We start from the raw sequence: 19,149 nt of genomic DNA, 5'->3' as shown, positions 1-19,149 counted from the left end.
TGAGCCGTACGGCGCCGGAGTTTCTGACGATTAAAAAAACAGGTGGATTCTCGCTTCTTGCGGGAGCCTGGAGGATGTATGCTCATAAGAAATGCGACCATGGCCGATCTTGCGGCCATAACCGAGGTGGAACGGCGCTGCTTTCCTGCCGCCGAGGCGGCCACGGAAGATGAATTTCGCGAAAGGCTTGCGGCCTATGCCGACTGTTTCTGGCTGCTGTTTGAAGATGGCCGGCTTGCATCCTTCATCGACGGCATGGCTACGGATGAACGCGATCTGCGCGATGAGATGTACGCCGACGCTTCGCTGCACAGAAAGGACGGCTGCTGGCAGATGATTTTCGGACTCAACACGCTTCCTGAGTTCCGACGGAGAGGTTATGCCGCCATGCTCGTCAGGCGACTGACGGAAGAGGCCCGAAAGAGAGGAAAGGCGGGCGTGGTGCTCACCTGCAAGGAGAGACTCGTTCCCTATTATGCCTCCCTCGGCTTTGAGGACGAAGGACTTTCTTCCTCCACGCACGGCAATGTCGCGTGGCATCAGATGCGTCTTACCTTCTGGAACTCATGATTTTTCTTTCAGAGAAGGTGGCGGTGTGCATGGTGGTCGACGGTCTCTCTTCCGCCTGCATGTCCCGGAGGCTCAGCCTTTGGCGCGGAAAGAAGGCTCTTTTTTACCACAGTCAGGCATCAAAAAATAACGGAAAAATAAAAATATGTAATATGGCCGGATTAGAGTTTTTTTCTCAAAAAGTTCAAGGGCCGGTCAATGTATCGTCTTGCATAATTTGGTCAAGTGGAATACTTGGCTTCTAAGATTATCGGCATGCCCCTCCGGCCTTGGTGGTACGGAGGAATTGCAGGCCTTCGAGAGGTTGTTTGTATGGTAAGTTTCTTTCTGTGCCTGGCCCTGCTGATCATCGGTTACTTTACCTACGGCAAGTTGGTAGAGAATACCTTTGGTCCGGACGACCGGGAGACTCCCGCCGTGGTCATCAATGACGGCGTCGACTATGTGGTGCTTCCTCAGTGGAAGCTGTTTCTTATTCAGCTTCTGAACATTGCCGGTCTCGGCCCCATTTTCGGTGCACTTCAGGGTGCGCTCTGGGGCCCCGTCGTGTTTCTGTGGATCACCTTCGGTACCATTTTCGCCGGTGCCGTTCACGACTTCTTCTCCGGCATGACCAGTGAGCGCAACAACGGCGCGTCGGTTTCCGAAATCACGGGTCTCTATCTCGGCTCCACCATGAAGACCGTCATGCGCGTCTTCTCCGTGGTGCTGCTCGTCATGGTCGGTACCGTGTTCGCCGTCGGCCCGGCCGGCCTCATCGTCAAGCTTTGCAGCGAAGCCGGAGCTTCCGGCATTCTGCTGAACGCTTCCTTCTGGCTGACGGTCGTGCTGGTGTATTACTTCATCGCCACCTTCATTTCCATCGACAAGATCATCGGCAAGGTCTATCCCGTGTTCGGCATCTGCCTCATCATCATGGCTGTGGGCGTGGGCGCCGGCATCGTGGTGAACCCCGCCTATCAGATTCCCGAACTCTGGGATCACTTCACCAACATGCATCCCAAGGGCACGCCCATCTGGGCCTTCATGTTCATTACCGTGGCCTGCGGCGCCATTTCCGGCTTCCATGCCACGCAGTCTCCGCTCATGGCCCGCTGCATGAAGAGCGAACATCAGGGCCGCTTCGTGTTCTACGGCGCCATGGTGTGCGAAGGCATCATTGCCCTCATCTGGGCCGCCGCCGGTTGCACCATCTACGAAATCACCAACGGTCAGACCACGGGTCTGCTGGCCAGCCTCGGCTCCGGCCAGTCCGCCGCCATCTACGACGTGTGCAGCAAGACCATGGGCGGTATCGGCATAGGCCTTGCCATGATCGGCGTCATCGCCTGCCCCATCACCTCCGGTGATACGGCGTTCCGTTCCGCCCGTCTGGTGCTGGCCGACTGGTTCAAAGTTACGCAGACCAGCTACAAGAACCGTCTCATCTTCTGCGTGCCGCTGCTCGGTGCCGGCGCCCTCATCAGCCAGCTTGACTACTCCATCGTGTGGCGCTACTTCAGCTGGACCAACCAGACCCTGGCCATGATTGTGCTCTGGGCCGCCTCCATGTACCTCTTCCTCAACAAGAAGAACTTCTGGATCACCGCCGTGCCCGCCACCTTCATGAGCGCCGTGTCCAGCACCTACTTCTGCATGGCTCCCGAGTGTCTCGGCCTTGTGGTGCAGCTGCCCGTCGCCGTTTCCTATGTGATCGGCGTGGGCGTGGCCGCGCTGTTCCTGACCCTGTTCCTGCGTGCGACCCGCGCTCGTCGCGCCTGACGAGGAGCCGCTTTTTTGCAGAAGCGGCATGACGGAACACTCTGAAAGAGTCAGTCGCCTTTTGAGAAACATGCAGTGACGGAACGCCGAGGCGCTCCGACTCCCTCTTGTTCAGAGCGTACGGGGGCCGCCTTTACGGGCGGCCCCCTTTTCTTTATTTCTGTCTTGCGGCATGGTGCCGCACGAGTGCGAAATTCACTTCCCCGGAGAGCGCATGATGCTGTATTTCAAACCAGCCAGACTCGGCAGTGCAGGGCTGGGCGACAAGGAGCTCAGGGACGATCGGAAGTCCTGTCTCGTGTTCGGTCCCTGCGGCGTCGGGCACAAGGCTCTGTATCTGAACAGTCTGTTCATGGAGCGCCGTTTTTATGTGCCCGCCTCCAACATTCAGCGGGCCTACAAGCGCGTGGCCATGAGCAAGGGCGGTTTTACCGGCAAGGGCATCTTCGGTTCCATTCCCTATCTCGTGGTGGAATACGACAACGGAGAGAAGGTGCAGTGCACGTTCAAGCATGAAAGCCATGTGGACATGATGCTTGCCGAAATTCAGCACCGTTTCCCCCACATCAAGACCATGTCCGAGGCTGCGGCAAAAAGGCTCGCCGAAGCCAGAGCCGCGGAAGAGGCGAGATATGTGAAGCATCTTTCTGCCGAGGCTGAGAAAAGTCTTGCCATGCTTCGCGACGCCATGGCGTTTCTGGAAAAGCGCCCCGACCTTGCCACGCGCCTTGCCGCGGCAAGCAAGGCCAGACGCGTCGATCAACTGACCAATCCTGTGCACAAGTGGGTGGCGCTCGCCATTTTCTGTCTTGCCCTCGTTGCATCCGCCTATGGTGCGTACACGTGGTTTTCCGGTGAAGGCGACTACGGCATATACGTCACGCTCATAGGTCTCGCCGTGCTGTTCTTTTTTGCCGGAGCCAACGTTCTGCCCACGGCCCGCAACAACAGCCGGGCCATAGCGGCCGCGCTGGACAGAGCCCGCGCCGACATGGAGGACTACATAAAGGACTATCCCGATTTTCCTCTGCCTGCCCGCTATGCGCATCCCGCCACGCTTTCGCGCATGATCCGTTCTATTAGGGAGGGACGTTCCGAGACGGTTTCCGGGGCCTACGAAGACATGAAGGCCGTGCTCCGCTCTCTCAATTCCAGCGTGAAGGTCAGTCAGACGGAATACGACGAAGTCGTGGCCATCAAGCCCATGTTCTTGCTGGAGAATTACCGGTAGCGGGTTCGGATTGCCCGTTCAAAAAGGCCGCGCTCCTCCCGGGAGCGCGGCCTTTTTGAACGGGCGGAACGCAGAATGGTGCCGGGCATTTGATGGCCTGAAGAGTCGGCACGACGTTTGGGAATACGGGCCGGTATGCGGATACGCAAGGAAGGGCGTTTTTTGCCGGGAAGGGAGTCGAGCTTGTCGGCGCGTTTTTCAGCAACAAAGGACGGGGACAAGGTCCGTTGCTCCTGCTGCTCCTCGGACATGAAAAAGGCCGCCGTCTTATGGACGGCGGCCTTCGGCGTTTTTCAGGGCAGAATCATTCTGCGGCTTTCCCGGCGGCGGATTCCGCTGCCTGTTCAGCCTTGCGGGCCGCAGCCTTTGCGGCGTCGGCGGCTTCAGGATCGATCTGACGTCCTCTGCGGCGCAGAATGTAGGTGTAGGCCGGGCCGGAAATGACGTAGCCTATGAGAATGAGGAAGCAGAACAGACGCGGCAGCGAGAACACCATGCTGAGCACGATGAGCGTGGCGACCATGGTCTGGAAGGGATGGGCCTTGATGAATCCGAATTCCTTGAAGGAGAAGTAGCGCACCCGGCTCACCATGAGCAGCGGCACGATGACGGAGAGAATCAGCGTGAGGCCGGGCAGGATGGGCATGAGGAAGTCGGGATAGTAGGGCATGAACAGCACGAAGGTGGCCAGGACGCAGGCACAGGCCGGGCTGGGCAGGCCGACGAAGAAACGCTTGGACGTGGTGGAAACGCCCACGTTGAAGCGGGCCAGGCGCAGGGCCGCGCAGCCGCAGAACAGAAAGGCCACGGCCAGTCCGAGACGCCCGAAGTTGTGAAGCTGCCAGGCATAGGCCAGAAGGCCGGGGGCCACGCCGAAGGTCACGTCGTCGGCCAGAGAGTCGTATTCAATGCCGAACTGGCTGGCAGTGCCGGTAAGACGGGCCACCTTGCCGTCGAGGCCGTCCATGGCGGCGCCGACGAGAATGGCCCAGGCCGCCATGTCGAACTGATCCTTGAAGGCGAGAATGATGCTGAAGAAGCCGGCAAAGAGACTTGCGGTGGTGAAAAGGTTCGGCAGAATATAGACGCCGCGGGGAACGGGCTTGTTGGGATCGTGCATGAGAGCCTCTTTTACGCTTCTTCGGAAGCGGACTTTTTGGCCAGAACAGTCTGACCGGCAAAGACATTTTCACCGATGGAAACGGAAGAAGTATAGTCGGCGGGCAGATAGACGTCAACGCGGGAGCCGAAGCGTATCATGCCGAAGCGCTGTCCCCTCCTGAGCGTGTCGCCCTGTTCGGCGTGCGGTACGATGCGGCGGGCGATGAGTCCGGCGATCTGCACGAAGGTCCATTCATCGCCGTTTTCATCGCGCATGAGCCAGCGGCACTGTTCATTGTCCGTGGAAGCCTTGTCCAGAGCGGCGTTGAAGAATTTGCCGGGCAGGTAGCGTATGCCGGTGACCGTGCCGGAAACGGGAGCGCGGTTCACGTGCACGCTGAAGATGTTCATGAAGATGGAAATGCACAGCCTGGTTTCGCCGGTCATGGGATCCGTGCGGGGCTCCATGCGCACGACGCGGCCGTCCGCAGGGCTGACGGCAATGTTTTCTTCCTGGGGGACCACGCGTTCGGGGTCACGGAAGAAATGGACGGAAAACCACAGAAGGATGAGCGCAACGACGGTGACGGGCCACCAGTCGAGAAGGGCGGAGCAGAGAGAAAGGACCGTAAGCAGACCGATGACGGGCGCACCTTCGGGCGCGAGGCCGATGCCGGGCTTGTTCATCAGAAACTCCTTTCGAGCGTATCGTGCAAGGCATGCCGCTCGGACGGGCGGGGTCGACCGCGCCCGGATACAGAAAAAAGACGAGTTCTTCCGCAACGCGCGCGGAAAGCGGGATTCATGAAGCCGCACATTCTTCCAAGAGCTCTCTATTCTAAACCAGGAAGCGTCGACGCGCAAGGGAGCGACAGCGGGAAGAAGAGACCGGCCTGTCGGAAAAGGGCGGGCGGAACGCATGAGAAAATCGCCCGACAGACATGGGGTCTGCCGGGCGATGTGGTCAGTCTTTGCGGCGCAGGATGACGACGTGCTTGAGCGGTCCGTCGCCGGAGCTGCGCGTCTGTACGTCGGGATCATCCTGAAGAGCCAGATGGATGACCCTGCGCTGGTAGGCGCTGAGCGGCCTTGTGGTCTGCACCTTGCCCGTGGCCTTCACCTTTTCGGCGAGGGAAAGGGCAAGCTCCTGCAGTCGGGAGTCCTGCCGTACATGGTAGTCTCCGGCATCGACCTGCAGGCGAACCTGCGAGCCCATGGCCCGCGTGATCATGCGGGAGGCAAGATACTGCACGGCGGCAAGATTCTGCCCGTCGCGGCCGATGAGAAGGCCCGTGTCTTCGCTCTTCACGGAAACCTGCACGCGGTCTTCTCCGATCTCCAGGGAGAGATCCACGTTTTCGGCGTCCACGTCGAGTATGGGGGCGACGAGACGGCTGATGATGTTCTTCGTCGTGCCCGCAAGTCTTTCCTGATCGAGCTCTGCAAGAGGAACGCGGGGCAGGGTGCTTTCGAGAGCGTCGGCGTCCTCGTTCTTCGGCGCGGATTCCTTCCGGGATGCGCGGCTCTGACGGGAACGACGGGAACGGGGAGCTTCTTCCGTCGGAGCGTCGGGCTCTTCCTGCGTTTCTTCTTCTGCCGGAATTTCTCCGGCGGGAGGTTCAACGGCCGGGGCAAGGGCGGGAACGCCCGCCGTGCGGAGGGCGGGCAGCACGCGTGTTTCCCCGGCGGGGACTTCGCGTTCCTTCTCGTCGTCCTGGCGCTTTTCTTTGGCGCCTTCCCTGCGTTCTCTGTTCTCTTCCTTCGCAACTTCCGCGCTTTCGGTCTTTTCGCGACGGCGTTCGCCGCGTCCGCGGCGGCGTCCTTCCTGACGTTCGGGCTTTTCCTGCTGAAGCGGGTTCTGCATGAAGTCGGGGAGCTTGGCCAGACGGGCGCGGATTTTTGCCTTGCGCGCGCCTACTATGCCGAAAATGCCGGTTTTTGCGTCTTCAATGATGTCTATTTCAAGCTTTTCTCTGGGCACATCGTAGTAGGCGCAGGCCTCCGCAATGGCCGCATCCAGGGTTTTCCCCAGGAATTCTTTGGATTCACTCATGTCTTGCCCCTGCTACTTGGCTTTGTGCAGGGTCCAGGACTGCTGGATGATGGACAGAATGTTGTTGCACAGCCAGTACAGCACGAGGCCGGCAGGGAAGTTGATGAACATGACCGTGAAGACCACGGGCATGATCATCATGATCTTGCGCTGCTGGGGATCGCCCATGGCGGGGCTCAGCCACTGCTGCAGGAACATGGTGGCGCCCATGATGAGCGGCGTGATGTAGAAGGGATCCTTCACGGAAAGGTCGGCCAGCCAGAGCAGATCGGTGCCGGGCAGGTAGGTGATGAAGGAGGCATGACGCAGCTCGATGCAGTTGAGAAGAGCCTGATAGAGGGCAACGAACACGGGGAGCTGAATGAGAATGGGCAGGCAGCCGCCCATGGGGTTGACGCCGTAGGTCTTGTAGAGCTGCATCATTTCGCGGCTGAGCGCTTCCTTGTCGTTCTTGTACTTCTCCTGCAGCTGCTTCATCATGGGCTGGAGCTTCTTCATCTGCTCCATGGACTTGAAGCTCTTGCGGGAGAGGGGCCAGAACACGATCTTGATGAGGATGGTCAGCAGAATGATGGCAAGGCCCCAGTTGCCGAGGAAGCCTTCAAAGAAGGTGAGCAGCTTGAGCAGCGGCACCGCGAGGAAGGTGAAGATGCCCATGTCGATGGAGGACTTGAGGGAGTTCGGCGCAGCGTCGAGCAGATCGCGGCTCTTGGGGCCTATCCACCAGGAGGTCTTGAGCTCGGCGGGCTGACCGGCGGCCAGGTTGATGTCCTGCAGCTCCACGGCGGCACGCCATACGCCGCCTTCGGTGATGCGGCCCTTGAACACGGTGTTCTGGCCCATTTCCGGCAGCACGGCGGAGAGGAAGTAGTTGGTCATGAGACCGGCCCAGTAGATTTCGCCGGAGCTCATCACGCCTTCCTTGGTGAGGTCTTCCTTGTCGGTGTCGCGCTTGAGCGAGCCCTTGAGGTCCCAGGCCATGCTCATGGTGTCGTAGTTGCTCTTGCCGCTCATGTCCGTGGCGCCGAGGCTGTAGGACACGCGGGCGGCGGGATTGCCGGCGGCGGAGGTGAGGGTCACCTTTTCATCCATGAGATAGGTGTCGGCATGGAAGGTGATGGCGCGGCTGATGCGGATGCCGTTCATCTCGCCCGTGAAGGTCAGCATGGCGTCGCCGCTTTCAAGATTGACGTCGGAGCCGTCAAAGCTCCACTGGCCCATGTTCCACGAAGGCTGACCGTTGATGAGCAGGCCCATGGGAGCCACGGTGGCGGCAGCGGGGGAAACCATGTTGAGCAGCGGAGAGCCGGGCGTGATGGAGGCGTTGTAGTTCTTCAGCTTGAACGACTGGAGCACGCCGCCGCCGGAATGAAACACGGCTTCGTAGAGAGGCGTGTTCACATGCACTTCGCGGCCTTCGGAAGGCACGAACTTGGCCACGGGAACCACGGGAGCGGCAGGCGCGGGAGCCGGAGCTTCGGCCTGAGCCTGTTCTTCGGTGGCCGTGGGCTGGGGCTGTTCGGGAATCCAGCCCATGTATTCGGAAAAGGTCTGCCAGCCGATGAGAAGGGCGATGCAGAGGACGACGGAAATGATGAGGCGACGGTTATCCATGACGTTCCTGAGAGTCTGCGTCGTGCGCAGAGGGATGATCGTTTGAGAGAGGGGGCACAGGATCGAAGCCACCCGGGTTGCCGGGATGGCAGCGCAGGATGCGCCTGACGGCCAGCCACAGTCCCTTGACGGGGCCGTGAATTTCTATGGCCTGGATGGCGTAGGTGGAACAGGAGGGATAGAAGCGGCAGCAGGGAGGATAAAGCGGCGAGATGCAACGCTTGTAGAACCGGATGGGCAGAATGAGAAGCCGCTGGGCGAGAGTCATGCCGCGTCTCCCGAGGGCGTGGAAGCGTCGGGCCCTGCGTCTGCGGCCGGGGAAAGTTCGGCAAGCAGGGGCAGAAGTTCGGCTTCCGCAAGGCAGAGACTGAACTTGTCGGCACGCAGATGCTTCTTGGGCGTGACGACAATGTCCATGGCGGGCATTTCATCCTGATGCAGGCGGAAGAAGGAGCGAAGAACGCGCTTGATGCGGTTCCTGGCAACGGCATTGCCGCATTTTTTTGTGACAGCAAGCCCGAGACGCCCGGTCCCGGCCGTGCCGGAACTACGGGCGAACACAACAAAGTATTTGGTGAACAGACGTTCTCCCCCGCTGTAGCAGGCGGTATATTCCGCCCGGCGGGTGATGCGTCGTTCTCTGGGCCAGGTCAGTGACATGGAAAGGCAATCCATGCTGCGCTTTGACAGAATTTAAACGCAAAATGTGGGCGTGGCGGAACGCCGCGCCCGAAACATTTGCATGGTCTGCCCGGACGTTCCTCGAGGAAAGCGACCGGGAAGCGCACTGCTTTGACTAGGCGGACAGGGTCTTGCGGCCCTTGGCACGACGGCGGCTGATGACGGCACGACCGTTGGGGGTGCTCATGCGGGCGCGGAAGCCGTGAGTACGCTTTCTGCTGATCTTGCTGGGCTGATACGTTCTTTTCATGACGCGCGGTCTCCTTACTGAGATTGGAACATTCGGGTATAGCGCGCCTTGCCTCTCCCGTCAAGTCGGAAGCGCAGGGCGCAAAGAAAGCCTCCCCCCGGAAGGGGCGCGGCAAGGTCTATGTGTATGCCGACTCATGTTTCCGGGCAAGCATTAAAAAGGGTTTTTTGCCGGAAAAAACTGTCTTGTGGGACTCTTGAGCTTTTTCGGGCGCTTGCAGTCCCCTGCGGATGACAAAACGGACGTTTGCGCTTAGACTGCGCCCACAAGTTCAGCCGCCTTGGCGGCGAAGGAGCAGTCATGCAGGGCGTTCCCGTTCTCCGCGTTGCGGCCATACACGATCTTTCCGGTTTCGGCCGGGCATCTCTCACCGTGGCCATTCCCATTCTGGCTACCATGGGCATACAGGTCTGTCCGCTGCCCACGGCCGTGCTTTCCTCGCAGACTTCGGGCGTGGACGACTTCACCTTTCTTGATCTCACCGATCAGATGGGGCCCATGATGGATCACTGGGCGCGCATGGGCCTGAAGTTCGACGCCGTCTACTCGGGATTTCTGGGAAGCCCGGACCAGTCGGCGCTGGCCAGGCGCTGCATACGGGAATTCCGTGCGCCGGGCGGCATTGCCGTGGTCGATCCCGTGCTCGGCGACAACGGAACGCTTGATCCCACGCAGACGCCGGAAATGGTGGAGGCCATGCGCAGCCTCGTTCGTCAGGCCGACATCATCACGCCGAACCTTACGGAAGCGGCGTTTCTGCTGGGAGAACCGTACCGTTCCGACATCAGCCGCGAAGCGCTGCGCGATCAGCTCCGAGCTCTGGCCGTCATGGGGCCGTCGGCCGTGGTCATCACCAGCGCGCCCGCGTCCTTTGCCGGGGGAACGGCCACCGTGGCGTTCGACGGCCGCCGGTTCTGGCAGGTGGAAGTGCCGCATCTGAACGCCTTTTATCCCGGCACGGGCGACGCTTTTGCAAGCGTGCTCACGGGCAGCCTCCTTCTCGGGGATTCTCTTCCCGTAGCCGTGGACCGGGCCGTGCACTTCGTATATCTCGGCATTCAGGCTACCTACGGCTACGATACGCCGCACCGCGACGGCGTGCTTCTGGAGAGAACGCTTCCTTCGCTCAGAATGCCCTTTACCGGGGGAAGTTACACGGAGTTCTGAAGCGTTTTCCTGAGACTCCAAAACAGAAAGGAGAACGGGCTTCCGCCGATGGCGGAAGCCCGTTTTTCATGCCTGCCTCAGTTTTCTGCCGGAGGGCGGAAAAGGGAGAGGCTTAGTAACGGTACATGTCGTTCTTGAAGGGGCCTTCCACAGGCACGCCGATGTAGTCGGCCTGCTTCTGCGTCAGCGTGGAGAGCTTGGCGCCGAGGCGGGCGAGATGGAGGCGCGCCACTTCTTCGTCGAGCTTCTTGGGCAGGGTATAGACGCGGGCTTCGTGTTCATTGGCGGCAAGATCCATCTGAGCCAGCACCTGGTTGGTGAAGGAATTGGACATGACGAAGCTCGCATGACCCGTGGCGCAGCCGAGGTTCACGAGACGGCCTTCGGCGAGCACGATGATGGAACGGCCGGAAGGCAGGAACCACTTGTCCACCTGCGGCTTGATTTCCATTTTGCGGCATTCGGGATTGGATTCCAGCCAGGACATCTGAATTTCGCTGTCGAAGTGACCGATGTTGCACACGATGGCTTCATCCTTCATGCCCATCATATGCTCGCCGGTAATGACGTCGCAGTTGCCGGTGCAGGTGACGTAGATGTCGCCGTAGGGAAGGGCGTCTTCCATGGTGACCACCTGATAGCCTTCCATGGCGGCCTGAAGGGCGCAGATGGGGTCGATTTCCGTCACGAGCACACGGGCGCCGAAGCCGCGCATGGAGGCGGCGCAGCCCTTGCCCACGTCACCGTAGCCGCAGATGACCACGACCTTGCCGGCCACCATGATGTCGGTGGCGCGCTTGATGCCGTCGGCCAGAGATTCGCGGCAGCCGTAGAGGTTGTCGAATTTGGACTTGGTGACGGAATCGTTCACGTTGATGGCGGGGAAGAGAAGCCTGCCTTCCTTTTCCATCTGGTAGAGGCGATGCACGCCGGTGGTGGTTTCTTCGGACACGCCGCGGACGGCGGCGGCCACGCGGTGCCAGCGGTTGGGATCGTTCGTGAGGGAAAGGGCGATGCGCTCCATGATGATGGCCTCTTCCCTGCAGGACGGCTCGCGGTTCAGCACGGAGGGATCGTTTTCAGCCTCCACGCCCTTGTGGATGAGCAGCGTGGCGTCGCCGCCGTCGTCCACGATGAGGTCGGGGCCGGAGCCGTCGGGCCAGGTGAGGGCCATTTCCGTGCACCACCAGTAATCTTCCAGAGATTCACCCTTCCAGGCGAAGACCTTGGCCATGCCCTGTTCCGCAATGGCTGCGGCGGCGTGATCCTGCGTGGAAAAGATGTTGCAGGAAGCCCAGCGGATGTCCGCGCCGAGCTCGTAGAGCGTGCGGATGAGCATGGCCGTCTGAATGGTCATGTGCAGAGAGCCGCTGATCTTCAGGCCCTTCAGAGGCTTTTTGTCGCCGTAACGATGCATGAGCTCCATGAGGCCGGGCATTTCGCGCTCGGAAAGCTGAATTTCCTTTTTGCCGAAGTCGGCAAGAGTGATGTCGGCGACTTTGTAGTCGAGGGACAGATCAAGATTCTTGGCGGACATGATTGCTCCAGATAAAGGTTGAAAAAAGGTCACAGCCCGGCGGAAGACGCGTTTGTCCCCTTGCGGGCCAGAATGAGATGCAGTGCCAGATCCTTCTTTACCGGCTGACGACGGTAGTCCACGATGGTGAGTCCCGTTCTGGTCAGCGCGGAAGAAAGCTCGTCGAGAGAGAAGCCGAGCCAGCGGTCGCCGTACATGGTGCGCATGGATTCCTGACTGTGCTGATCGAAGTCCGTGACCAGCACGAGGCCTCCGGGATGCAGAACCCGGGCGATTTCTCCCAGCGAGGTGGAAGGACGGGAAAGATGATGCAGCACGAGGTTGATGCAGATGAAATCTGCCTCTCCGTCGCGCAGGGGAAGATAGTCGAGCTCTCCTATGCGCAGGGAAATGCCGTTCATGTTCTCGCCGAAGCGACGGCGGGCCAGCTCCAGCATGCGCGGCGAATCGTCCACGCCTATGAGCTCGCGGCAGACGCCGCGCAGATGCTCGAGCACCTCGCCCGTGCCGCAGCCGAGATCGGCAGCCACGCCGCAGTTTTCCGGTACGGCGTGCAGAATCACGTCGGGCAGGGAAAAGTCGCCGAGAATTTCCCGGTTCATTTCGTCCCAGTCGTCGGCGATCTCGTTGAAGAACTGCCGGGTCTTGAGCGCCCTCTCTTCAATGATGCGGGATGCCATGTCGAGGTCGGCGCGGCAGGATTCGTCATCCTGCGCGAACGTGACGACCCTGCTCAGAAAATCATGCCCCGGACCTTCCGTCTCGGCAGAGTAGAACACCCACAGGCCGTCCCTCCGGGAATGCAGCAGTCCCGCTTCCGTAAGGATCTTGAGATGCCGCGATATGCGCGACTGTCCCATGTTGAGAAGCGAAACCAGCTCGTTGACGGACAGCTCATAGTGGAAAAGCACCAGCGCCAGACGCAGACGCGTTTCATCCGAAAGGGCCTTGAGATACCGAAGAGCTTTCATAACTTTTTGAAATATAACAAATATCAAGTTTTATCGATGTAATATATCCGTTTATCTTCATATAGTCAAGAAGCGTGGGCGGAGAGCTTTTTGCGGCGTTGAGGATGACGGCGGAAGGGACGGGCCCCGGAGTCCTTTGAGTTAAGGTCTGCCGGGGCTGTTTTGTGCAGACGTCCTTGTCTGATGGCTTTGTTCTGTCCGTCGTTGCCTCTGTTCGGAGGGGAGCGTCGTCGGGGAAGGCGGCCTTTGTTCAAAAGCCCTGCAATTTTTCCGGCATGCCGACGGCACTTTTCTACGCGCCGAGGAACCAGTCTCCCCAGAGCGCCTGGCCGAGGGCGATGCCGCCGTCACCGGAAGGGATGCCTGAGGGGATGAGCGGTGTAAGACCGAGCGCGCGGAGTTCGACGGGCAGCTCTGCAAGGAGCGTGCGGTTGTTGAACACGCCGCCGCAGAGGGCAACAGTGGTAGCGCCGGAGGCGTCCGCCGCCATGCGCGCCCAGCGGGCAAGGCCTGCGGCAAGGCCGCGGTGGAAGCGGCGCGCGAGGATGGCAGGTCTGTTTCTGTCCCGTGCGGCCTCGGCAAAAAACGCGGTCACGTCGGCTTCGAGCAGCCCGTCCCTTTCCAGGACAGGAAGATGGTAGGCTCCCTGCTCTCTTTTGTCCTGCGCTTCTTCCAGACGAATGGCGGCCTGGCCTTCGTAGGTGATGTCGAAGCACAGACCGGCGAGGGCGGAGACGGCGTCGAAAAGACGACCGCAGCTCGAGGTCTTCGGGCAGCGTATGTCATGCTTGAGCATTTCGTCCATCATGGGCGCGAGCTTTTCTCTTTCCGGCGAACCGGTGAGCCACGGCAGCGCCGCGTCGGAAAGTCCGGCCTTGCGCCACAGCCCCTGCGCCGTGCGCCACGGCGAGCGAATGGCGGATTCGCCTCCCGGCAGCGGGAAGGGGGAGAAGCGCCCGAGCCGCTGCCAGAAGCCGGGCTGAACGAGCAGAAGCTCTCCGCCCCATATGGTGTCGTCGTCGCCGAGTCCCGAGCCGTCCAGGGCAAGGCCGAGCACGGGGGCGACAACACGATGTTCCGCCATGACGGCGCATACGTGCGCAACATGGTGCTGAAGCGTCAGAGTCTGAAGACCGCGCTGCCCGGCAAAGTCGTCGGCAAGACGGCTGGAAAGATAGTCGGGATGCAGATCTCGCACGACGAGAGAGGGTTCCACCTCCAGAAGTCCGAGCAGGTGATGCAGCGTTTCTTCAAAGAAGGCGAGATTCTCAGGTCTGCTCACGTCGCCCGCGTGCTGGCTCAGAAAGGCTTCGTTCCCGCGCGTGAGGCAGAAGGTGTGCTTGAGTTCCGCCCCGGCGGCGAACACCGAATCTCCCGGGGAAAGAAAAGGGCGATCGGGCAGAAGCACGGGCTCTGGCACGAAGCCGCGCGCCCGGCGCACCATGAGCGTGGGAGCGGCCGGTTCGGAGGCATCACCGTCCTCGGCCGGGAAGAGCACGGAATCGTCCACGCGCACGAGAATGTCCCGGTCGTGGAAAAGAAAGAGGTCGGCCATGTCCGCAAGACGCGTCTTCGCTTCACGGTTGCCGAGACAGATGGGCGCGCCGTGCGGGTTTCCCGACGTCATGACGAGGGCCGGCAGAGCGTCTTTTTTGTCTCCGCCCGCCCATTCCGGGTGAAAGAGCAGATGATGAAGCGGGGTTGAAGGCAGCATGAGGCCGATGCTGGCGGTGTCCGGGGCGAGGATCGGGGGCAGCGGGGAAACGTCTTCCGAGGGTTCCGTTCTGCGGGGGCAGATGACGATGGGCCGTCTCGGCGAGAGGAGCTTTTCTTCCGCGTCCCGGCTCATGACGGCAAAGCTCCGAGCGTGCCTGATGTCTGCCACCATGACGGCAAGAGCCTTGTGCGGACGCGCCTTGCGGCGACGAAGTTCCGCTACGGCGCGTTCATTGCGGGCGTCGCACACGAGATGAAAGCCGCCGAGACCGCGTACGGCCGCGATGCATCCTCTGCTGAGCGCGGCAAGAAGCACGAGAACGGCGGCGTTGCCCATGACGGCGTTCTTCGGCAGTCCGTAGCGCTTTCTGCGTTCTTCATGCATCGGCTTGTATTCATTCCTGCCGTTCAGCATGGCGCGAAGATGCGTGGCTCCGGCCAGCGCTTCGGAGAGCACCTCGTTTTTTCCTTCCAGCCAGAGCACGGGCCCGCAGTCGGGGCAGGCGTTGGGCTGGGCGTGAAAGCGTCTGTCCGCAGGGTCATGATATTCCTTCTCGCAGGGGGGGCACAGGGGAAAGCAGGCCATGCTCGTCACCGGCCTGTCGTAGGGGATGGAGCGCGTGATGGTGTAGCGCGGGCCGCAGTTCGTGCAGTTGGTGAAGGCATAGCCGAAGCGCCGGTTGCCGGGATCGGCCATGTCCGCCAGGCAGGCATCGCAGGGAGCCACGTCGGGACTCACGAGCACGCTGTGTCCGTGATGATCTCCGCCGTGACTGGCATGAATGACAAAGTCTTTCTCGTCCTCAACAGGGGAGGATTCACGCCTTTCCAGCGAGGCTATGCGGGCCAGCGGCGGCACGCGTTCCGGAAAGGCGGCGAAGATGGCAAGCGCTTCTTCCTCTCCCTGTACCTCGATGCGCACGCCCTCGGGGGTGTTGCCTACAAAGCCCGTCAGCCCCAGCCTTGCGGCTTCCCTGTAAATAAAGGGTCTGAAGCCCACGCCCTGCACCTGTCCGGTCACGATGTAGATATGCCTTGCCGTCATGTAGTCCTCCGCGTGCGACTATAGCCGTCAACTCTTCCAAAGGAAAGCTCCGTCTTTTCCCACGGGGACAGGAGTGCATTTCTCCTTGAGAAAGCCCGCGTGATGCCATAAGATAACCGCCTCGGACGCTGCCGCGAGAGGTTTTTTCGTCGTATTTTCCTGTGGACCGGCGGAAACGGCAGCTCCCGCCGGGGAACCTTCCTGTCGAGGTCTGCTCCCATGACGCGGCCCTTCCGGCGTTCGGCCGATGGCCCCGGCTTTTCCGCGCACTGCTGTAAAGGAACGGAACATGTCAGAATTTAAGTTGCAGGAACGCACCCTCGGCCAGATGCTTGATGAAACCGTAGGGCGTTTTCCTGATCGTGAGGCCCTTGTTTATGTGGGACACGATTACCGGCAGACCTGGAGCGAGTTTGCCGACACTGTGGACAGGCTGGGACGAGGCCTGATGGCGCTGGGCGTGCAGCCCGGGGAAAAAATTGCCCTGTGGGCCACCAATGTGCCCAACTGGGTGACGCTCATGTTTGCCGCCGCCCGCATAGGAGCCACGCTCCTTGCGGTGAACACCAACTATCGCGACAGCGAGCTTGAATATCTCATCCGTCAGTCGGAATGCGAAAACTTTTTCTGCATCGACGGATTTCTCGACTATGACTACGTTTCGGCGCTCTATCGCGTCATTCCCAATCTGAAGGATCAGCACGAGGGCGAGCTTCACTGCGAGAAGTTTCCCCACCTTCGCCGGGTCATGAGTCTCAAGGACATTCCCCATCCCGGCGTGCTGCCTCTTTCTGCCATTCTGGATAAGGCCGGAGAAGTGTCCGAGGCCGAATATGAGGCGCGCAAGCGCTTGGTCGGGCCTTATGACGTGGTCAACATGCAGTATACCTCGGGCACTACGGGCTTTCCCAAGGGCGTCATGCTCACGCACGTGGGCATAGGCAACAACGGCTTCAACGTGGGCGAACGCGAACGCCTTACGGAAGAGGATCGCATCATCATTCCTCTGCCTCTCTTCCACTGCCTCGGATGCGTGGTGGGCGTTCTGGCCTGCGTGAGCCACGGCTCGACCATGGTCATTACGGAAACCTTTTCGCCCGAGCGGGTCATGGCCGCCATACAGGATGAAAAGTGCACCGGCGTATACGGCGTGCCTTCCACCTACATTTCCATGCTGGGGCATCGCCGCTTCAGTCAGTATGACTTCTCAAGCCTGCGCTTTGCCCTGATGAGCGGTTCGGTCTGTCCCGAGCCTCTCATTCGTCAGGTCATGGATGCCATGGGTCTTGAGGCTGTGGTCATTCCCTACGGCCTTACCGAATGTTCTCCGGTCATCACCATGACCGGCATTGAGGAGAGCGACGAGCATCGCTGCCGCTCCGTGGGCAGCGTGCTGGAAGGCGTGGAAGTGAAGCTCCGCGATCCGGTGACCCATGAGACGGTTGCCTGCGGCGTGCAGGGAGAGATCTGCTGCCGCGGCTACAACGTGATGAAGGGCTACTTCAACATGCCCGAGGCCACGGCGGAAACCATAGACGCCGACGGCTGGCTGCACACGGGCGATCTCGGCGTCATGGACGCCGAGGGGTATCTTCGCATCACCGGACGCATCAAGGACATGATAGTGCGCGGCGGCGAAAACATTTATCCGCGCGAAATCGAAGAGTTCCTGCTCGAAATGGATTCCGTGCGAGACGTTCAGGTGCTCGGCATTCCCTCCCGTCGCTACGGTGAGGACGTGGCGGCTTTTCTCATTCCCCGTGAGGGAAGGACGGTAAAGCCGGAAGACGTGCGCGACTTTTGCCGCGGCCGCGTGGCCTGGCACAAGATTCCCCGCTACGTCGCCGTGGTGGACGACTTCCCCAAAACGGCCAACGGCAAGGTGCAGAAGTTCAAGCTGCGCGAAATGGCGGCGGAGCTGTTCCCCAATGTCAAATAAGCCTCTCATCGTTTATCTGGCAGCACGGGGCTTTGAAGCGGATCTGCTGGAAGAACTCAGGCTTCACGGCGTGCGCGTGCTCGAGGTGAAGGAGAGACTTGTTCTGGCTGAGGGCCTGTTTCGTTCCGCCTGGGCGCAGAACATCTGGCTCGAGCCCTTTTTCCAGCCTGTCACTTCCGTGGGCAACGCGGTGCGGACGCTCAAGTCCATTCAGAGAAACTGGAAGCTCCATGCCGTGGACTTTCACCGCAGGGCCGCGCTCATTGAGCAGCAGCTTCCGCCGGTAAAGGCGAGGCCGCTTCGCTTCGGCGAGAGCGTTCCTTCTTCGCCGCTCGGCTCATGGACGCTGTGGGATCACGATACTCTGCTTGTGTCCGCTGCCTGTTCTTCCGCCTTTCCTGACGGGGAGGTCCGTTTTGAGGAAGACAAGGTCAATCCGCCGAGTCGCGCCTATCTCAAGCTGTGGGAAACCTTTACGCTGCTCGGTCGAGGGCCCCGCCCCGGAGAGCTCTGTCTCGACCTCGGTTCCGCTCCCGGAGGCTGGACCTGGGTCATTGCGGGCATGGGCGCACGGGTGTTCAGCATAGACAAGTCGCCCATCGACCCGAGGGTTGCGGCCATGCCCGGCGTTGATCACTGCCTCGGCAGCGGCTTTGGGCTGGAGCCGCAGACGGCGGGAAGAGTGGACTGGCTTTTTTCGGACATGGCCTGCTATCCCGCCCGTCTTCTCGGCGCCGTAAAGGAGTGGCTGAAGGCCGATGCCGCGGCGAACTTCGTATGTACGCTCAAGCTGCAGGGCAGCACCGATCATGCTGTCGTGCAGGCTTTCCGGGAAATTCCGGGCTCCGGCGTCATGCATCTTTCATGCAACAAGCATGAGCTGACGTGGGTGAATCTCGAAGAATGGCGAAAAAGGGGCTGAGAGGGGGCAACGCTTGCGGCGCTTGCATTTTCGGAGTTTCGCCGAAAGTTCTCCCAAAAACATCTCAAGAGCTTTTTCATAAAAATTTTCTCTGGTTAGCTGAGCTGAGCTTGACATACGGGGATTCTCATTCTACTGAAAAGTGACTCAATGAAAGAGTCAAAAAATTTTTGGGAGAGTGAAACCATGACGAAAGCTGAACTGGTCGAGAAGATCTACGCCAAAAGCGGACTTGAGACGAAAGTAAAATCGGAAGCAGCTCTTGACGCTGTGATTTCTGCCATCTCTGAATGTCTTGCTTCTGGCGATTCCATCACCCTGATGGGCTTTGGCAGCTTCAAGGTTGTCAAGCGCGCGCCTCGTACCGGCCGTAACCCTCGTACCAACGAGAAGATTGAAATCCCCGCCTGCTCCGTTGTGAAGTTCCTTCCCGGCAAGGCTCTTAAGGATGCTATCAAGTAGCAGCGCGCAAGGCGTCTGTGAAACAGGCCGCCCGCATTTTGCGGGCGGCCTGTTTTTTTGGTTAAGCCTTCAGGCAGTTGAGGGAGCGGAAGCGACCGAAGCAGAAAACCACCCGCTAAGCGGGTGGAC

At 60.3% G+C, this 19,149-nt stretch carries 18 protein-coding genes; 7 read left to right on the top strand and 11 right to left on the bottom strand.

Annotated features, from left to right (window positions below):
- The first annotated feature begins 78 nt into the window (after window positions 1-78).
- The 3 genes from Q0J81_RS00980 to Q0J81_RS00970 all read left to right on the top strand — a co-directional run bounded on the left by Q0J81_RS00980 (window position 79) and on the right by Q0J81_RS00970 (window position 3,562).
- Window positions 79-570, top strand: a complete 492-nt coding sequence (locus Q0J81_RS00980) for a GNAT family N-acetyltransferase (RefSeq protein WP_294445529.1) — start codon at window positions 79-81, stop codon at window positions 568-570.
- 312 nt (window positions 571-882) lie between these two features.
- Entirely contained in the window at window positions 883-2,331 is a 1,449-nt protein-coding gene (locus Q0J81_RS00975) for a carbon starvation CstA family protein (RefSeq protein WP_294445528.1), read from the top strand.
- Between the two features lie 214 nt (window positions 2,332-2,545).
- Window positions 2,546-3,562, top strand: a complete 1,017-nt coding sequence (locus tag Q0J81_RS00970) for a hypothetical protein (RefSeq protein ID WP_294445527.1) — start codon at window positions 2,546-2,548, stop codon at window positions 3,560-3,562.
- Here the strand turns inward: Q0J81_RS00970 and Q0J81_RS00965 are convergent.
- The 8 genes from Q0J81_RS00965 to rpmH all read right to left on the bottom strand — a co-directional run bounded on the left by Q0J81_RS00965 (window position 3,553) and on the right by rpmH (window position 9,261).
- A complete protein-coding gene (locus Q0J81_RS00965; protein ID WP_294445526.1) occupies window positions 3,553-3,813 on the bottom strand; it encodes a hypothetical protein in 261 nt (86 codons plus the stop codon). The genes Q0J81_RS00970 and Q0J81_RS00965 overlap by 10 nt on opposite strands.
- Before the next feature lie 53 nt (window positions 3,814-3,866).
- A complete protein-coding gene (pssA, locus tag Q0J81_RS00960; protein ID WP_294445525.1) occupies window positions 3,867-4,682 on the bottom strand; it encodes a CDP-diacylglycerol--serine O-phosphatidyltransferase in 816 nt (271 codons plus the stop codon).
- A gap of 11 nt (window positions 4,683-4,693) precedes the next feature.
- On the bottom strand, window positions 4,694-5,350 hold the full coding sequence (locus tag Q0J81_RS00955) for a phosphatidylserine decarboxylase family protein (protein ID WP_294445524.1): 657 nt from the start codon (window positions 5,348-5,350) through the stop codon (window positions 4,694-4,696).
- A gap of 277 nt (window positions 5,351-5,627) precedes the next feature.
- Complete coding sequence (locus tag Q0J81_RS00950; RefSeq protein ID WP_294445523.1) at window positions 5,628-6,716, bottom strand: protein jag; 1,089 nt, start codon at window positions 6,714-6,716, stop codon at window positions 5,628-5,630.
- Between the two features lie 12 nt (window positions 6,717-6,728).
- A complete protein-coding gene (yidC, locus tag Q0J81_RS00945) occupies window positions 6,729-8,330 on the bottom strand; it encodes a membrane protein insertase YidC (protein ID WP_294445522.1) in 1,602 nt (533 codons plus the stop codon).
- Window positions 8,323-8,598 (bottom strand): membrane protein insertion efficiency factor YidD, encoded by a 276-nt coding sequence (yidD, locus tag Q0J81_RS00940; RefSeq protein WP_294445520.1) that lies wholly within the window; start codon window positions 8,596-8,598, stop codon window positions 8,323-8,325. Before yidD ends, yidC begins: the two co-directional genes overlap by 8 nt.
- Window positions 8,595-8,990, bottom strand: coding sequence for a ribonuclease P protein component (gene rnpA, locus Q0J81_RS00935; RefSeq protein ID WP_294445519.1), 396 nt, complete (start codon window positions 8,988-8,990; stop codon window positions 8,595-8,597). The genes yidD and rnpA overlap by 4 nt, the downstream gene beginning before the upstream one ends.
- Before the next feature lie 136 nt (window positions 8,991-9,126).
- Window positions 9,127-9,261, bottom strand: a complete 135-nt coding sequence (gene rpmH, locus Q0J81_RS00930; RefSeq protein ID WP_294445518.1) for a 50S ribosomal protein L34 — start codon at window positions 9,259-9,261, stop codon at window positions 9,127-9,129.
- A 300-nt stretch (window positions 9,262-9,561) separates the two neighbouring features.
- Between rpmH and Q0J81_RS00925 the strand changes: the two genes are divergently transcribed.
- Window positions 9,562-10,428, top strand: a complete 867-nt coding sequence (locus Q0J81_RS00925) for a pyridoxamine kinase (RefSeq protein WP_294445517.1) — start codon at window positions 9,562-9,564, stop codon at window positions 10,426-10,428.
- A gap of 112 nt (window positions 10,429-10,540) precedes the next feature.
- Here Q0J81_RS00925 and ahcY read toward each other — a convergent pair whose 3' ends face one another.
- The 3 genes from ahcY to hypF all read right to left on the bottom strand — a co-directional run bounded on the left by ahcY (window position 10,541) and on the right by hypF (window position 15,697).
- Complete coding sequence (ahcY, locus tag Q0J81_RS00920; RefSeq protein ID WP_294445516.1) at window positions 10,541-11,965, bottom strand: adenosylhomocysteinase; 1,425 nt, start codon at window positions 11,963-11,965, stop codon at window positions 10,541-10,543.
- A 29-nt stretch (window positions 11,966-11,994) separates the two neighbouring features.
- On the bottom strand, window positions 11,995-12,936 hold the full coding sequence (locus Q0J81_RS00915) for a metalloregulator ArsR/SmtB family transcription factor (protein WP_294445515.1): 942 nt from the start codon (window positions 12,934-12,936) through the stop codon (window positions 11,995-11,997).
- A gap of 292 nt (window positions 12,937-13,228) precedes the next feature.
- Window positions 13,229-15,697, bottom strand: a complete 2,469-nt coding sequence (hypF, locus tag Q0J81_RS00910; RefSeq protein ID WP_294445514.1) for a carbamoyltransferase HypF — start codon at window positions 15,695-15,697, stop codon at window positions 13,229-13,231.
- A gap of 289 nt (window positions 15,698-15,986) precedes the next feature.
- On the opposite strand from hypF, the gene Q0J81_RS00905 reads away from it, so the two are divergent.
- The 3 genes from Q0J81_RS00905 (at window position 15,987) to Q0J81_RS00895 (ending at window position 19,020) form a co-directional block, all read left to right on the top strand.
- Complete coding sequence (locus Q0J81_RS00905; RefSeq protein ID WP_294445513.1) at window positions 15,987-17,636, top strand: AMP-binding protein; 1,650 nt, start codon at window positions 15,987-15,989, stop codon at window positions 17,634-17,636.
- Window positions 17,626-18,558: an SAM-dependent methyltransferase gene (locus Q0J81_RS00900; protein ID WP_294445512.1), complete on the top strand. Its 933-nt coding sequence runs from the start codon at window positions 17,626-17,628 to the stop codon at window positions 18,556-18,558. The genes Q0J81_RS00905 and Q0J81_RS00900 overlap by 11 nt, the downstream gene beginning before the upstream one ends.
- A 150-nt stretch (window positions 18,559-18,708) precedes the next feature.
- The gene (locus tag Q0J81_RS00895) at window positions 18,709-19,020 is read left to right on the top strand and encodes an HU family DNA-binding protein (RefSeq protein WP_294445511.1); all 312 of its coding nucleotides are present in this window, start codon (window positions 18,709-18,711) and stop codon (window positions 19,018-19,020) included.
- The last annotated feature ends 129 nt before the right edge of the window (window positions 19,021-19,149 follow it).

Origin of the sequence: uncultured Mailhella sp., assembly GCF_944324575.1 — a bacterium.
In the GTDB taxonomy this organism is placed as follows: domain Bacteria; phylum Desulfobacterota; class Desulfovibrionia; order Desulfovibrionales; family Desulfovibrionaceae; genus Mailhella.
The sequence above is the reverse complement of the archived record's forward strand: the minus strand, read 5'-3'. Positions and strand labels throughout refer to the sequence as shown.